The organism is Variovorax sp. GW823-FHT02B07 (assembly GCF_058797695.1).
This window is the reverse complement of sequence record NZ_JBXAJX010000002.1, coordinates 178,252-192,370: the sequence shown is the minus strand read 5'-3', so window position 1 is coordinate 192,370 and position 14,119 is coordinate 178,252. Positions and strand designations below refer to the sequence as shown.

At 64.2% G+C, this 14,119-nt stretch carries 15 protein-coding genes and 1 pseudogene; 9 read left to right on the top strand and 7 right to left on the bottom strand.

Annotation, left to right across the window (positions count from 1 at the left end):
• The 3 genes from AC1RGU_RS12180 to AC1RGU_RS12170 all read right to left on the bottom strand — a co-directional run bounded on the left by AC1RGU_RS12180 (window position 1) and on the right by AC1RGU_RS12170 (window position 3,889).
• Entirely contained in the window at window positions 1–1,161 is a 1,161-nt protein-coding gene (locus AC1RGU_RS12180) for an IS30 family transposase (RefSeq protein WP_492699166.1), read from the bottom strand.
• A 264-nt stretch (window positions 1,162–1,425) separates the two neighbouring features.
• Window positions 1,426–1,959 (bottom strand): ATP-binding protein, encoded by a 534-nt coding sequence (locus tag AC1RGU_RS12175; RefSeq protein ID WP_159270779.1) that lies wholly within the window; start codon window positions 1,957–1,959, stop codon window positions 1,426–1,428.
• Between the two features lie 40 nt (window positions 1,960–1,999).
• The gene (locus AC1RGU_RS12170) at window positions 2,000–3,889 is read right to left on the bottom strand and encodes a hypothetical protein (protein WP_159277291.1); all 1,890 of its coding nucleotides are present in this window, start codon (window positions 3,887–3,889) and stop codon (window positions 2,000–2,002) included.
• Window positions 3,890–4,292: 403 nt separating this feature from the next.
• Here AC1RGU_RS12170 and AC1RGU_RS12165 point away from each other — a divergent pair, with 403 nt between their 5' ends.
• Complete coding sequence (locus AC1RGU_RS12165; RefSeq protein WP_070064010.1) at window positions 4,293–5,186, top strand: LysR family transcriptional regulator; 894 nt, start codon at window positions 4,293–4,295, stop codon at window positions 5,184–5,186.
• 325 nt (window positions 5,187–5,511) lie between these two features.
• Here AC1RGU_RS12165 and AC1RGU_RS12160 read toward each other — a convergent pair whose 3' ends face one another.
• On the bottom strand, window positions 5,512–6,447 hold the full coding sequence (locus AC1RGU_RS12160; RefSeq protein ID WP_492699163.1) for a LysR family transcriptional regulator: 936 nt from the start codon (window positions 6,445–6,447) through the stop codon (window positions 5,512–5,514).
• A 116-nt stretch (window positions 6,448–6,563) separates the two neighbouring features.
• Here AC1RGU_RS12160 and AC1RGU_RS12155 point away from each other — a divergent pair, with 116 nt between their 5' ends.
• From AC1RGU_RS12155 to AC1RGU_RS12135, 5 genes and pseudogenes are all read left to right on the top strand, one after another.
• Window positions 6,564–7,535 (top strand): Bug family tripartite tricarboxylate transporter substrate binding protein, encoded by a 972-nt coding sequence (locus tag AC1RGU_RS12155; RefSeq protein WP_492699161.1) that lies wholly within the window; start codon window positions 6,564–6,566, stop codon window positions 7,533–7,535.
• An 18-nt stretch (window positions 7,536–7,553) separates the two neighbouring features.
• Window positions 7,554–8,357 carry an alpha/beta fold hydrolase gene (locus tag AC1RGU_RS12150; RefSeq protein ID WP_070059271.1) on the top strand — a complete coding sequence of 268 codons (804 nt, stop codon included), beginning with the start codon at window positions 7,554–7,556 and terminating at the stop codon, window positions 8,355–8,357.
• Between the two features lie 228 nt (window positions 8,358–8,585).
• Window positions 8,586–8,894, top strand: coding sequence for a hypothetical protein (locus AC1RGU_RS12145; RefSeq protein ID WP_492699159.1), 309 nt, complete (start codon window positions 8,586–8,588; stop codon window positions 8,892–8,894).
• Window positions 8,895–8,904: 10 nt separating this feature from the next.
• Window positions 8,905–9,177: a hypothetical protein gene (locus AC1RGU_RS12140; protein WP_095744407.1), complete on the top strand. Its 273-nt coding sequence runs from the start codon at window positions 8,905–8,907 to the stop codon at window positions 9,175–9,177.
• Between the two features lie 81 nt (window positions 9,178–9,258).
• Window positions 9,259–9,405 (top strand): annotated as a pseudogene (locus AC1RGU_RS12135) (IS3 family transposase); the annotation flags it as partial.
• A gap of 198 nt (window positions 9,406–9,603) precedes the next feature.
• Here the strand turns inward: AC1RGU_RS12135 and AC1RGU_RS12130 are convergent.
• From AC1RGU_RS12130 to AC1RGU_RS12120, 3 genes are all read right to left on the bottom strand, one after another.
• A complete protein-coding gene (locus AC1RGU_RS12130; protein ID WP_070059545.1) occupies window positions 9,604–9,966 on the bottom strand; it encodes an Hsp20/alpha crystallin family protein in 363 nt (120 codons plus the stop codon).
• 63 nt (window positions 9,967–10,029) lie between these two features.
• Complete coding sequence (locus AC1RGU_RS12125) at window positions 10,030–10,467, bottom strand: Hsp20/alpha crystallin family protein (RefSeq protein ID WP_062472360.1); 438 nt, start codon at window positions 10,465–10,467, stop codon at window positions 10,030–10,032.
• Window positions 10,468–10,517: 50 nt separating this feature from the next.
• Window positions 10,518–10,853, bottom strand: a complete 336-nt coding sequence (locus AC1RGU_RS12120; protein ID WP_095744406.1) for a hypothetical protein — start codon at window positions 10,851–10,853, stop codon at window positions 10,518–10,520.
• 792 nt (window positions 10,854–11,645) lie between these two features.
• Between AC1RGU_RS12120 and AC1RGU_RS12115 the strand changes: the two genes are divergently transcribed.
• Genes AC1RGU_RS12115 through AC1RGU_RS12105 form a run of 3 tightly spaced genes read left to right on the top strand, consistent with a single transcriptional unit; the run spans window position 11,646 to window position 14,094 of the window.
• Window positions 11,646–12,266: a carboxymuconolactone decarboxylase family protein gene (locus tag AC1RGU_RS12115; RefSeq protein WP_062472365.1), complete on the top strand. Its 621-nt coding sequence runs from the start codon at window positions 11,646–11,648 to the stop codon at window positions 12,264–12,266.
• Window positions 12,263–13,315, top strand: coding sequence for a LacI family DNA-binding transcriptional regulator (locus tag AC1RGU_RS12110; protein ID WP_492699156.1), 1,053 nt, complete (start codon window positions 12,263–12,265; stop codon window positions 13,313–13,315). Before AC1RGU_RS12115 ends, AC1RGU_RS12110 begins: the two co-directional genes overlap by 4 nt.
• Entirely contained in the window at window positions 13,312–14,094 is a 783-nt protein-coding gene (locus AC1RGU_RS12105) for an SDR family NAD(P)-dependent oxidoreductase (protein ID WP_070059277.1), read from the top strand. The genes AC1RGU_RS12110 and AC1RGU_RS12105 overlap by 4 nt, the downstream gene beginning before the upstream one ends.
• The last annotated feature ends 25 nt before the right edge of the window (window positions 14,095–14,119 follow it).

Genomic DNA, 14,119 nt, shown 5'->3' with positions numbered 1-14,119 from the left:
TCAACCGGTCGATGCAACACATTCGCTGAACATTTCAGCAGGTGTATGGAAGCCGAGCGTCTTGCGCGGCCTCTCGTTCAATTGTCTCGCGATCGCGTTGAGTTGAAGCTGTGAGAACCCTGAGATGTCCATGCCCTTCGGCATGTACTGCCTGAGCAACCCATTGGTGTTCTCGTTGCTGCCGCGCTGCCAGGGGCTCTGGGGATCACAGAAGTAGACCTGGATGTCGGTGGCCATCGTGAATCGCTTGTGACCGTGCATCTCCGTGCCTCGATCCCAGGTCAATGATTTGTAGAGCTCCTGCGGCAACTTGCGCGCGTTCTTTATCAGCGCGTTGACCACCGATTGCGAGTCCTTGCCTTCGAGCTTCACCAACATCACGTATCGCGTTTGCCGCTCGACCAACGTGGCGATCTGGCTGTTGCCGCTGCCGAACACCAAATCACCTTCCCAATGACCAGGCACCGCCCGATCCTCGACAGATGCGGGTCGCTCGCTGATCGACACTGCATCAGCAATCTGCCCATGGATCGCAGTCTTCTGCGTATAGGAACGAGAGCGTCGCATGCCGCGCGTGCGTCTAAGGTGCTCCAGCAGCTCCTTCTTCAATGCACCACGCGCTTGAATGAAAAGACTGCGGTAGATGGTCTCGTGTGACACATGAAGGCTCGGGTCGTTCGGATAAGTATGCTTGAGCCAGCCGGCGATCTGCTCCGGCGACCACAGCATTCGAAGCAGATCCGCCACGATGCCAGCCAGCGCTCGGTTCTTGACCAGCTTGCATCGCTTGGGCCGTAAGGCACGATTCCATGCAGCTTCGTCGGCGACGCTCGCCCGATAGCCGCCTTGCCCTGCGTTGCGTCCGATCTCGCGGCTGATGGTCGACGGTGCCCTGCCAAGTCGGGCGGCCACTGAACGCATCGATTCACCGACCATCAGGGCGCGGGAGATCTCTTCTCTCTCTGCCAGGGTCAACGCATTGGCGCAGCGTCGCCGCTGCGGCGGTCGAATTCCACCAGTCTTCGAGAAGATGTTCTGGATAGAAGTGTGGGGTCGGTCAAACAGCTTGCCAATCTGGTGAAGGGTCCAACCTTCCCTCCACCGCTCCCACATCAATGCCTTCTGGGTACTCGTGTAGTAGGTCCGTGTCCGGTACTTCATCTGCAACACTCCTTCTGCCTAAGCAGTTGTAAGTGTGTTGCATCGACCGGTTGAATCCGCCGCCCTTTGCAGAAGTTCGAGGCTCGCGAAAGCGGTCATCCGGCGTCAGCGGAAAAATGCCTGTGCAGCATCGCGCAGCGATGTGAAGTTTCGAACGGCGGTCTTGGTGCCTCGCTCTTGCTAATAAACCCGAAAACCATCAAGCGTTTCCACCAAATATTCCCCGTCGAAGGTTTTGGGCTAGCCTCGCTGTCTGCATCCGAATCACTGACGCGGACCCTGGTCGCGTATGTCGCGCAGGGGGCTCGAATATTCTTGCTGTGCAACGCACAGCGCATGTATCCCGGGGAAGTCGAGCCGCTCTAACAGGTCACTCAACAGAGCAACGAACGGAGCATTTTCGACTTCATCGGAGTGGCGTTCGATCCAGCACTCAACATCGGTGAGCCGACCATCAAGCGCCAAGCTGGCGAGCTCTTCCAAGGCTTGGTTGTCCAGTATGGCATTACGAGGTAAGAGATGCCTCGGTAAGGTCACGCCAGCTTCTACCTCCTGCGGTGTAGCGGCGGACCAGGCTGAATCGGAAGCATTGACGATCGGCATGAAAAGCGTGAAAGAAAACGTAGTGCCTTGCCCGATGACGCTTGCGACGTTCAGAGATCCGCCCATGGCCGAGACAATGCGCTGAGCGATGAACAATCCCAAGCCTGCACTGCCGCTGGCAGCCTGGACCTGTTGGAATTGCCCGAAAATATCGACCTGCTGGCTCAGGTCAATTCCTATGCCTGTGTCGCTCACTTCGAAATGCGGATTGGTAGCGTTTGGGTGTCGCTGAGACTCAGATCAGTTCGGCATCCGCAGGCGGCGACTCGATCGGCGCGGTGCTCCATTGCAGCCGCAGGCTGTCGTCCAGGTGGCCGTCGCCGAGGATGGAAAGATCGTTGCCGAGCACAATGTTCTTGGCGGGCAGAGGGATCGTCGCGGCTGCGCCCGTGACCTCGAAATCCTGCGGACCATCCAAGAGGCCCAGCGCCGAAGCGAAGGTATCGGTGGAGCGGCAACCGTGCTCCACGAACGGCCCGGTGCTCGCGCCCATCGCCAGGCCCATGGCGCCAAGCTTCGATTCGGGGTCGATCCGCAGGTAGGTGAAGATCACACGGTCGCCGGCGCTGGGCTCTCGCATCAGCTTCACCTGCGAGGCGAAGCTGGCTTGTCCGCTCCAGGTGATCGTGCAGTCCGGCGGCACGTGGAAGGCGCCGCCTGCCGCCAGCTCCATGGTGGAGTCATAGGTGCCGATCGCATAGCGCACGGGCCGCTTCACATCCTCGCCACAGGTGTCGCGCACCGGCCCTACGTCGGCTCGCCAGCGCGTGCGTATCGGCCCGTCGACGGCGAGGCCCGGGTAGTTTTGCTTGAACCAGTGCGTGTCGATGCGGATGTTCCACTGGCTGACGGTGCGCCGGTTGCTGCGATCCGCACCCAGCTCCACCCACACCGGTCCGCGCGAGCCCGCGCCCACGCGCGGCAGGTCGCAGACGACGAGCTCATGCTCCCAGCGCACCACCTGGCGCTGCGATCCGTCGACGAAGACCTTGCCCTGCCTGCGACCGAAAGCGCCGATGAGGTTGAGCTGGTCGTTCAGTTCATCGACCTCGACATGGTGAATCGACGGCGAGAGGATGTGACTCACCGCGCTGCGCGGATTGGGCTTGGCGATGAAGTAGGCGCCGGTCTTGGTGCCGTTGCCGGTGTCGTGGTTGAGATTCTTGCGCTGCATATGGGCGATCACTTCTTCGCCCGTGAAGGCGCGTTGCTTCGGCGTGTGCGGCTTGAAGAGGTTGGCGCCCAGCATCCGGTCAACACAGTACTTCGGTATGTCAAAGGCGGCCGGCGGCGAGCAGATCTCCGTCCAGCCCAGGTAGAGGCCCGCGTTCTTACGGTGGCAGGCGACGAGAAAGTCGATCACCCGGTCGTTGTCGGCGCTGTTGGCGCTGTTGCAGGCGTTGATGACGACGACGCTGTCCTGCGCGAACTCCCAATAGGTGTCGACGAAGGCAGCGGTGATGCCGTAGCGCGTGTCCTTGAGCATGATCTCCTCGCCCTTGCTGTCCACGGTGGCGAGGCCGTTGTAGGCCGTGAAGTAGGTCAGCCGGAAGGCGGCGAGATCGGCCTGGAAATCGGGTTGTGCCTCCAGGGTGGGGTCGATCAGCGTGGACGACTGGATGGAGTACATCTGCGGTGAGCCCGTATCCTGATGGCGCGTGTGCTTCACGCCGCCATGAGTGTTGATGTAGAAGAAGCCGTCCCCTTTGATTTGGCGCAGGGTCGTAATGTGCGCGTCACCCTCGACGCCTGGTTGCAGCGCGTAGTCATGCGCGCTGAGCCAGCCGGACATTTCCGCGATAGCTGCCTGGCCGTCGAAAGGCGTGAAGAAGGAATGCATCAGACGTGCCTTGCGCTCGCTAGGCAGTTCCGGCGGCTTGGCGGCAGCCAGCCCCGCCGCCTTTTGTGCTTGGCCCGTATCAGCGATGGCGGCGGTCAGCGTCGAAGTTCCGGTGGGCTTGAAGTTGTGCGACACCATGTGCACGCGGCCATCGGCGAAAGTGCCCCAGGCCGTCAGTGAGCGTTCGTCAAAGCCTGTCTCCACATAGTTCGGGTCTTTCGCCATGATCCCCGTCAACTCGGTCAGGTAGGCGATCGACTCGAGCTTGCGCGATTCGAGATCCAAGCATGCAGCTTCCACGGCCCGGATGCTGGCAAAGCGGCTTGCGGGCGCGAGCCCCCCGTCCGTCCGAGGGCCTTCTCCACCGCCTACCGCGAGCGGGCCGCTGCCCCCTCCCCCTCCCCCTCCCCCTCCGCCGCAAGCGACAAGCAGCGAAGGAGCACCGAGCCACAGCGCGGCCGTGGATGCGCGACCGAGGAAATTCCGGCGACCACGGGAAGGAGCCAGGGAAGAGAGGGAGGCGGATATCGAAGGAAGAGGGCTTTTCTTGGTTGTCATCGTCAGGTGCAAAAAAGGCAATGCCGGCGCCCATTCCCAGGCGACACGGCCAGCAACGGTTTGTTGCGGCCGCGACTGTAGGCAGCGCTGGCCGCACTGGGAATTGCGTTTTTTGTGATACCTTTTTTGGATGACTAGACCAGTCACCGTCCGCCAAATCCGCTACTTCCTCGCCGTTGCCGAGGAGCGCAACTTCAGGCGCGCCGCGGAGCGGCTGGCCATCACGCAGCCGCCCCTGTCGCGGCAGATCGCAGAGCTGGAGGCTGAACTGGGCCTGCAACTGCTCGAGCGCAATACGCACGGCGTGCGGCTGACCAGCGCCGGAGAGCTGGCCATGCGCAGCTTCGCGGAGCTGATGCACAGTTTCGACGCGACGCTCGAGCATGTGGCCCAGTCCGCGAACAAGCTGCCGCGTCTTCGCCTGGGCGTTCTGAACTGGGTTCACTTGAACCGACTGTCCGCAATGGAACGGAGCTTGGTGGAATCGGGGCATGCGAGCGGGATCGACGTACAAACGACAACGACGATTGCCGCAGCCTCGGCCCTGCGGCGCAACGAGCTGGATGCCGCCATCGTGCTCTGGCCGGCTTCGATGTACCGCCTGCGTGGCGACCTGGTCGATGAGGTCCCCCTCATGGCCTTCGTTCCTGCGACGTCGGATCTCGCGCGCCAGCGGCGCATTGCAGTGCGGGACCTGCAGTCCCTGCCGCCATTCTTCCGCTTCAGTCGCAGCGTCAACACACGCATGTACGACGAGTTCACGCGCGAGTACACGGCGCATGGCTTTCGGCCGAAGGCCGAGGCGCCAGCACCCGATCCGTTGCATGTCTTCGCCCAGATCGGCGCCGGCCGTGGCTGCACCTGCCTGCCTGCGCCCTTTGCGTTGCATCGCTACGCGGGCGTACAGCCCAGGCCGCTGCGGGAGCGGATCATGGTGCCGCTGGTGGTACTGACTGCGTCGCGCGTGACGCAGGAGTTGCACAACGCCCTGGTCAAGGGCGCGACGCGGATGCTCAGCGGGTGAACGGCATCATTGTGGGTGGCGCAAACGTCGAAGGTGCTGATGCTCCCCCGGGCCTTCTCGAAGGCATCATCCCTTCCGCGATCGACACGGCCGCCAACCTTGGACATCGGGGCGCGCGGCAGCGACGCGAGGCGGAGCAGTTACTCATGGGTTCAGTCGAAGGCAGCATGGCTTGCAAGCAAATCCCCTCTGTTCATTGCCGGGCTACACCAAGGACGTCACGATATCGCGCACTGAGGGGACGCTGCCTGCAAGGCACCCGAGGCTGGCCCCACGCGCCATGGTGCAGATCGACAGCAGCGCCGCGAGCCCACCGCAAACTCTGTCAATGCGGTACTTCAGGGTTCATAAAGTCGACCAGTTGCCGCCACGCCCCGAACGGTCCTGCGATCGGGCACATCAAGCCGAGTGGCTCGAGCATGTAAAGCGGCCGTAGCTTCAACTCGCGCAGCAAACCGGCATCGAGGAGGGGCCGCACGAAGTTAAGCGGCAGGAACGACAGTAGGTTTTCTTGCTGCGAGAGCCACCACAACATGGCCGTTGAACGAGTGACGACCGGATAGGTGCGGATCGGGTGAGGCAGATTCGCGGTCAATTCGTCGAATCGCTCACGGGCGGCCGAACCCGTGGGGGCGAGTAGCCAGGTCTCGTCGGCGAGTTGCGGCCAGCCCAGGGAACGCTTGCGCGCCAGCGGATGGTCTGCGCGCGCCAAGACCGCGAAACGATCTTCGCGCACCGGCATGAACTGCCAGCCTTCCGGGATCACGGGAGGCCGTCGGCATGCCACGAGATCTGCCTCGCCACGTGCGATGGCCAGCAGTTGATCGTCCCCTTCGGCTTCCGAGAGGTGAACGGTGACATCCGGATGCCGTTGCGCGAAGCGAGGCAGCACGTCGAGCAGGAGCCCGTTCATCGCGCCGACCGAGGCGACGAGGCGGATGGCGCCGCCGATGCGTTGCCGTCGCGCGGTGACGACCTCGGCGCCGTCGGCGACCCCGATCAGCATGCGACGCGCAACGGGCAAGAGGTCTTCGCACGCCTGCGTGGGCCGCGCGCCGCGCGCATGCCGCTCGAAGAGCTGAACTTCCAGCAGCCGTTCCAGGTACGCGAGGCCCTGGGTCACCGACGACTGCGTCATGCCGATCGAGTCCGCCGCCCGCTGGAGGCTGCCCAGCTCTGCCACCTTCAAGAGGATCTGCACATGCCGAAACTTGCCGCGCGCGAGCAGGCGGTTGAAGAGGACGGACGCGTCATGGCTCAAGATATCGGAAAGTCTAATGGAAGAGCGTCATTTCTAATTTGTCGCCGATGGCTTGCTCAGAAATGATGGCAACTCCACAAACGGCGGGCAGCAAGCCACGCGACAGGAGACAAAACGTGAAAAAAAAATGGCCACTGCTCGCGGTTGTCTGTTGCCTGCTCGGCGCCTTTTCGGCCCATGCGCAGGACGAGGTCTGGCCATCCAAGCCGATCCGGGTGATCGTGCCGACCCCGCCCGGCGGCGCCTACGACCGCACCATGCGACCGCTTTCGCAGGAGCTGGCGTCGTTGCTCAAGCAACCGGTGGTGATCGACAACAAGCCTGGTGCCGGCAACATCATCGGCGCCCAGGCGGGCGCCGCGGCCCCATCCGACGGCTACACGCTCACGATGACGGGCATGGTGAACACGATCGCCCAAGGCATGTACGACAACGTGCCCTTCAACATCGTCAATGACTTCACCCACGTCGCAATGATCGGCGGCGGCGCGCAATGGCTGGTGGTCAACAGCCAGTCCGGCATCGAGTCCTTCGCCGATCTGATCGCCCGCGCCAGACGCGAGCCGGGCGCGATCAACTACGCGAGCTCGGGCGCCGGCAGCACCGGCCATCTGTTGATGGAACTGCTGCAGAAGGCGACACAAACCTCGTTCGTACACATCCCCTACAAGGGCGGCGCGCCGGCGCTGATGGATGTGCTGGGAGGCCAGGTCGCTGTCACCGTGATTCCGCCGAGCGGGTCGATGAAGTACATCCAGAGCGGCAAGCTCAGGGTGCTGGCGGTGTCCAGCCCGAAGCGCAGCCCCGAGCTCCCTCAAGTTCCGACTTTCGAGGAGCTGGGCTACAAGCAGCTGACGGTGATCTCCTGGGTGGGCCTGTCGGCACCGAGGAAGACGCGGCCCGAAGTCGTGCGCAAGGTCAACGAAGCAGTGCGCGAAGCGATGACGAGGCCGGAGCTGCAAAAGAAGCTCGACGCCGAAGGCATCACGCCGATGACGATGACGCCCGACGAGTTCACGCGCGTCGTCAAGAGCGATACCGAGCGCTGGGGTGCACTGACACGCAGCCTGCAACTCAAGGCCAACTGAAACCCAAGCCCATCCCTCATGCCTTTTGTCACATCGAACAAACGCGACATCTACTACGAGCGCCACGGCGCCGGCCCGGCGATCCTGTTCCTGCACGGAGCCGGATCGAACGCCGCCACTTGGTGGCAGCAATTGCCGGCCTTCACGCCGCAGTACACCTGTCTCACGATGGACATCCGCTGCTTCGGTCGTTCGGTGGCGCCGCCGGAGGAGTTCTCGCTGGAGCTCTTTGTCGGCGATGCCTTGGCGGTACTGGCGCGCGAAGGCATCGAGCGTGCGACGGTCGTCGGCCAATCGCTTGGCGGGATGATCGGGCTGCGGCTCGCGCTGCGCCATCCCGAGCGCGTCGCCGCGTTCGTCGCTTGCGACACGTCGCTAGCCATCGACCACCCGACGCTGGTCGACAGCATCGAGCGGCGCTTTAAGACAGTTTCCGCGGTAAGCATCGAGCAGCGCTCGCTGGGCGCCTGGTTCTTGAAGGCGCAGCCCGCGCTTGCAGCGCTTTACGCGCAGATCAACCACTTCAACCCGAGCGCTCACAGTATTGAGCCCGAAGCCTGGCGCGAGGCCGTACTGCGTCTGAACCAGCCCGAGAACCTGCTTGCCGTCGCAGAGATCGACCAGCTGGCTTGCCCGACGATGTTTCTCGTTGGCGCCGAAGACCCGATTGTTCCGCCGGCGGTCATGCGCGAACTCGGCCAGCGCCTGCCAGGAAGCGAGGTCGTTGTCGTCGAGGAGGCCGCGCATTCTGCGTACTTCGAGAAGCCGCTGGAGTTCAATCAGACGGTGTTCGACTTCTTGAGACGACGCGCCGACTCCTAGGTCTGCTGTGCAGCGACTTCTGAATCTCGGAGCTTGCCTCCATGCAAAAAGCGCGCTCATGACCCGGCCCACGCTGGCGAGCAGCTCGGAGCTCTTCTCTCGCCTGTGCTCGAAAGCTCCGATACATTCTGTTGCCTTGCGCTCCGCAACCGCCCCTTGAAGACGCTGCTGGGACGTCCTATTTTTCTCCCGTTCCAAGTTGGTCGTAGAGAAATGGAGGACAAAGCCATGGCCATGGACATGCTCAAACAACTTGCCGGCTCCCCCTTGCCGGCGACCTTCCGGACCCGGGCGGAGATCGACCAGATCAAGCTGCTGCGGGCCGCCGGCCTCGTGATCGCGCTGACCCCCGCGCCGTCGGATCCCCCCACCCTCTCGGGCAGCCCCGACGCCGCCCAGGTGCTCGCCATCACCGAAAAAGGCCGCGCCGAACTCGAACGCATCCACTACCCCGTGGCCGCACAGGGCCCGTGGCGCGGTGCCGCGTCGCGGTGGCGCGCGAAGCTGCCCCACGCAATCCGCACCCGCCTGATGTAGGGAGGCCGCCATGCGTTCGAAGACGTCCAGCCGCATCCCCTACCGGGGCTTCAATATCGCGATCCAGGTCGACCGCGCCGGCGACCAGATCTTCGGCCACGCGGACTTGTTCGCCGACGACGAGTTCAAGGCCCGGCTCGCCGTCGGCACCCAGGGCCGCCGCACCAAGGAAGTCCGCGACCGGCTGAGACGCCTCGCAAAATCCAAGGTCGACGTGTGGGCGATCACGGGGTCCGCGCGGAGCGCTGCCGCGCCCGGCGATGCACGGCCGAGTCCGGGGTGATGCGCGGGTGAGCTACGGCCGGCGCGCAGCGCTGCTTAATTGAACAACTGGATTCCTTTGATTGGCGGTCGGCGCCGACCGTCCGCTGTTACCAGCGAGCACTTCCAGGAGCTGCTCAAGGAACCAAGTATTTCCTGCAGTATGAGCCGTGCGGGCGAGGTCTGGGGCAGCTCGGCCATGGAGAGCTTCTTCAGTTCACTGAAGACTAAGCGCACGGCCAGAAAGGTAACCGGGTCAGCGAGCAGGCTCGCGCCACCATGCCCGCTGTCGGGTCGGGGGCGGTCAGCAATCACGATGGAGCTGAACGGCGTCCGTCTGGACTGACGCTCCTTCGCGGGCGGCCGGCGAGCGCAAGCGCTGCACATTTGCCGCCCACGCGGGTTGACGCTCTCTTGAGGGCGCCCGCGGGCGCCCTCGCCTTACGACTCATCCGACCTCGACATTGATTCGCCGCGGCTTGGCATGCTCGGCCTTGGGGATACGCAGTTTCAACACGCCCTGCGCCAGCTCGGCGGACACCTTCTCGGTGTCCAGCTCCTTGCTGAGCGTGAAGACGCGGCGAAACCGGCCCAGGCCGACCTCGGTGTGGCTGGTCTTCAGGTCATCCGGCACGCTCAGGCCCGACTCCGCCTCGATGGTCAAGGTCTCCGCTTCGACATGAAGATTCAGCTTGTCGCGCGACACGCCGGGCAGATCGGCGTAGAGCGTGATGCCCCCGGCGTCTTCCACCACGTCGACAGGCGGTGTGAGGGCCGCGCCCTGATAGCGTGGCGCCTGCCCACGATCCATGGGTTCCGGCGCGCTGGGCGATGCGGTCTGTACGTCATTGCTCATGATGTTCACCTCCTTGTTTCACAGGACAGCGATGCGCCGCGGCTGTGCCGAGGCCCGGCGGCGGACCGTGATGCGCAGTACACCGTCGCGCAGCCGGGCCTCGACGGCCTCTGGATCGGCATCGTCCGGCAGAGTGAGGACGCGGCGAAACGGCCCCTCGAAGCGCTCGTTGATGTGCACGGCCGCCTTGGCCTGCGCATCGGGAAGCAGGCTCTTGCGCTCACCCGCGATGGTCATGAGACCACGCTCGAGGTTGATCTCCAGCGTGGCCGGGTCGACGCCGGGGGCGAACGCGAAGATCTCCAGCGCCTGCGGTGTGGCGCCCACGTTCAACGCGGGAAATCCGTTGCTGCCGTAACCGCGAATGGTGGGTGACAGATCGAACGCCTGCTGCATGTCCCGTTGCAGGCGATCCATCTCGGCCAGCATGTCGCGCGGGAAGAAAGATCGGTACATGGGAAACCTCCTGTCAAATCAATTGAACCTGAACAGAATCGAGCCGCCCCTCACTGGGGCAGGCCGTGCGTGCCCGTCGGCCGCGCAGCGCCATCGCTGTCCGCGCGGTGCCGTGCAAAGATCCTGGAGGGTCGCTGTCGCCAGCGCGCGGTGCGCGACTGCGGGTACGAGAATTTCGCCAACTCCTCGCGCCCCTTCTGCGTGATGGCCAGCACCTGGGCGGCCGAAGGGGAGCCAGACAGAGCGAGCGAGTTCGAGGGCGCGGGGATCAGGGCAACGACGAGCCCGGCGGCCCGAAGCACCCGCACCTGATCGATGTCCGCGGTGCGATAGAACGAGACAGGCAAGCGAGAGCCGGCAATTTGCTTGAGCAAGTTCATGGCCATTGAATACCTCCTTTTCGGTTGACCAATTTCCGACGCAAGCGAACATAGGAGCCTCCGAATCGATTTTCAAGAGGCGGTTTTCGACACCCGCGCGAGACGCAGGCCGACACGAAAAAAAAACCCGGCCGCACGCGACCGGGCTGAGGTTTACAGCAAGTCCGCGGTGGTGCCGCGGAGACAAAAAGCTACCGCGCCGCGCCGACGCAGGCATGTCAGACAACTTCTGATTCTTGAACGCCAGCGCAATGGCCGGACCGACGCGCTAACGCGCCTGGGCGCGTCGATTCTGCAGGGCGTATTCGGGCAACATCCCTCTCAAGTTGAAGGCATCCTAGACCGTGCCGTTGCGAGAGGGTCAAGCACTTTCCAGGGGCCGCGGTCGCTGCGTCAGCCGTTTTTCGACGGGCACCCTCTGCCTGCAGCAGGCTGCGCCAGGTGTGCGGACATCAAGAGCTTCGGCCCAACCCGGAAAACGAAAGCGGTTGCTGGCCAGAGACTGACATGCGTCGCGTCCAGCGCAGCTCATCCGATGCTGGCCGAGCGCGCAACGGCCATCTGCAAACAGCTTGAGCCGGCCCTTGACGTCACGCGGCGTCGCAGGGATTCCCATCGCCGGACCACGTCTGTTTCCGGGACGAAGGCCATCCGGCTGAAGTCGATCCTAAGGTGGTGGAAAGATGTGGAACCGTTTTCATTCGTTCGGCACTTCTTTCTCCTTCGTAATTTCCTTCGTTTTGGGAATTCAGGGTTATCACTGTAGAAACGTTTCCACGCCCACTGCAAACTGCAGTCATGACCGGTTCTGCATCGCCCTTTCTCGCACCCTCCACACGCTTGCCACTGCGGCCGCCCCCCTACGAACCCGAGGTGGCAGCAGCCGTGCAGAGCACCGCCTTCAAGGGCCTGTCACCCCTGAACCTTCGACTGGCGCTCGCGAATCACAGCAAGCTCGGCCCGGCCTTCCAGGCCATGGCACATGTGGTGCTGTTCCAGTGCGCGCTGCCCGAACGGGACCGCGAGATCGCGATCATCCGCACCGGCGCGCTCACGCGGTCCGAGTACGAATGGGGCATGCACATCAGCATCTACGCGGACAGGTGCGGCCTGGATGCCGCGCAGGTGCGCGAGCTCACCGGCAGTGCCGACTGGCATGCGCTGTCGCCAGGCCTGTGGAGCGACAGGGAACGCCTGATCGTGCGCATGGTGGATGAGCTGCACCACCACTGCACGGTGTCCGATCAGACCTGGCAGTCCCTTGGCGCGGGCTGGCCGCAGGAGCAGGTGATCGAGCTGATCTTCGCGTCGAGCTTCTATCACATGGCCGCGCTGTTCCTGAACAGCGCGGCCGTGCCGCTCGAGCCCGGTGCCGAGCGTTTCCCTGCCCCGCTTGCACAGGCGAAAGTGCCGGCATGAAGGCCAAGATCACCATCCGCGAAGTGGCCAAGGCCGCCGGCGTTGCGATTGGAACGGCCTCGCGGGCCCTGAACCGCAGCGGGCGCGTTAGCGAGCAGGCCATCGCAGCGGTCACCAAGGCGGCGCGCGAGCTCGGCTACACGCCGGATTCGGTGGCGCAGAGCATGCGCACCCGCTCGACAGGCGTGGTCGGGTTACTGGTGTCGGATCTGGCCAACCCCTTGTACGCGCGGATCATCACGGCGGTCGAATCGCGCCTGCTGACGGCGGGCTATGCGCTGCTGGTGGCCAGCACCCACAACGACGACCAGCGCGAGAAAACCCTGATCGACCTGTTCCGGCGCCGGCGCGTGGACGGGCTCATCCTCGGTCCCTGCCAGGCCGAGACCCCGGCCTACCTCGACCAGCTGGCGGCGCACGGCCCGGTGATCGCGCTCGATCGCGACTTCCAGGGCAACAACGCGGGCGTGCACGTTGACCACTACCACGGCGCGCTTCAGGCCACGCGCTACCTGCTGAACCTCGGTCATACGCGCATCGCACTGCTGACGCCCGGCAGCGTGTTGCGTCCGGGTCGCGAGCGCATCATGGCCTACAGGGACGCCTATCTGGAGCGTGGTCTGCAGCCCGACCCCAAGCTGATCCGCGCCGAGAAGTCGGCGATGGACTTCGCCTTCAGCGAGGCCCTCTCGCTGCTGGGCTCCCCCACGGCGCCCACGGCCTTCCTGTGCCTGGGCACCCGCATCCTGTCGGGCGTGCTGCAGGCACTGCGTCACTCGGGCCGTTTGGCGCCCGATGACGTCAGTGTCGTCAGCATCGGCGACACCGACCTGTCGCAGCTTTTCAGTCCCGCCATCACCTCGCTGACCTGGGACCTGGAAGCGGTCGGCACCGCCGTGGCCGAGCTGCTGCTGCGGCGGCTGGACAGCACAGCCCCCCTTGAGCAGGAGCGCATCCTGCTCACCACCCAGATGGTGCTGCGCGAATCCTGCGGTCCGGTCGCCAAGGCACCCGCTGCCGTCCGCAAGAAAACGAGAGCGGCCTCATGACGCAGCGTCTGAAAGACAAGGTGGCCATCGTGGTCGGCGCCGGCTCCATCGGCACCGACATCAGCAACGGCGCCGCCTGCGCCGTCACCTTCGCCCGCGAAGGCGCGACGGTGATCTGCGTCGACCGGTCGCCCGAAGCTGCGGCGACGTCGGTGCGTCGCATTCATGACATCGGCGGCATCGCCGAGGCCTTCGAGGCCGATGTGCGCAGCAGCGAGCAGATCGAGCGGATGGTGAACCACTGCCTGGCGCGCTTCGGCCGCATCGACGTGCTGCACCACAACGTCGGCATCGAGGAATTCGGCGAGCTGATCGAGGTGACGGAGGAGTCCTGGGACCGCGTGCACGCCATCAACCTCAAGGGCCCCATGCTCACGGCGCGCGCCGTAGTGCCTCACATGATCCGACAAGGCGGCGGCGCCATCATCAACGTCTCCTCCATCGCGAGCCGCAAGTGGAGCCCGATGCAGTTCCTGTCGTACAGCACCTCCAAGGCGGCACTGAACCACATGACGCGCGTCGTGGCGCGCCAGTACGCGCAGCACCAGGTGCGCTGCAACGTGATCGTGCCGGGCCTGATCGACACGCCGCATGCCGCGGCCCTTTTCAAGAGCGAACAAGAGGCGCAGGCCGGCCGACAGGCACGCAACGCGCGCTGCCCCATGGGCCGCCAGGGCTCGGCCTGGGACGTGGCCAACGCGGCGCTGTTCCTCGCCTCCGACGAATCGAGCTACGTGACGGGCCTGGAGCTTGTGGTCGACGGCGGACTGTCCCTGTAGACGGGTATTCGAGCATCAACGACAA

What these genes read in the sequence shown, in the direction of transcription:
- AC1RGU_RS12140 (WP_095744407.1), top strand. Translation starts at nt 8,905, where the DNA reads ATGCGTTCGAAGACGTCCAGCCGCATCCCCTACCGGGGCTTCAATATC.
- AC1RGU_RS12105 (WP_070059277.1), top strand. Translation starts at nt 13,312, where the DNA reads ATGACGCAGCGTCTGAAAGACAAGGTGGCCATCGTGGTCGGCGCCGGC.
- AC1RGU_RS12145 (WP_492699159.1), top strand. Translation starts at nt 8,586, where the DNA reads ATGGCCATGGACATGCTCAAACAACTTGCCGGCTCCCCCTTGCCGGCG.
- AC1RGU_RS12120 (WP_095744406.1), bottom strand. Translation starts at nt 10,853, where the DNA reads ATGGCCATGAACTTGCTCAAGCAAATTGCCGGCTCTCGCTTGCCTGTC.
- AC1RGU_RS12130 (WP_070059545.1), bottom strand. Translation starts at nt 9,966, where the DNA reads ATGGATCGTGGGCAGGCGCCACGCTATCAGGGCGCGGCCCTCACACCG.
- AC1RGU_RS12165 (WP_070064010.1), top strand. Translation starts at nt 4,293, where the DNA reads ATGACTAGACCAGTCACCGTCCGCCAAATCCGCTACTTCCTCGCCGTT.
- AC1RGU_RS12125 (WP_062472360.1), bottom strand. Translation starts at nt 10,467, where the DNA reads ATGTACCGATCTTTCTTCCCGCGCGACATGCTGGCCGAGATGGATCGC.
- AC1RGU_RS12150 (WP_070059271.1), top strand. Translation starts at nt 7,554, where the DNA reads ATGCCTTTTGTCACATCGAACAAACGCGACATCTACTACGAGCGCCAC.
- AC1RGU_RS12115 (WP_062472365.1), top strand. Translation starts at nt 11,646, where the DNA reads ATGACCGGTTCTGCATCGCCCTTTCTCGCACCCTCCACACGCTTGCCA.
- AC1RGU_RS12110 (WP_492699156.1), top strand. Translation starts at nt 12,263, where the DNA reads ATGAAGGCCAAGATCACCATCCGCGAAGTGGCCAAGGCCGCCGGCGTT.
- AC1RGU_RS12180 (WP_492699166.1), bottom strand. Translation starts at nt 1,161, where the DNA reads ATGAAGTACCGGACACGGACCTACTACACGAGTACCCAGAAGGCATTG.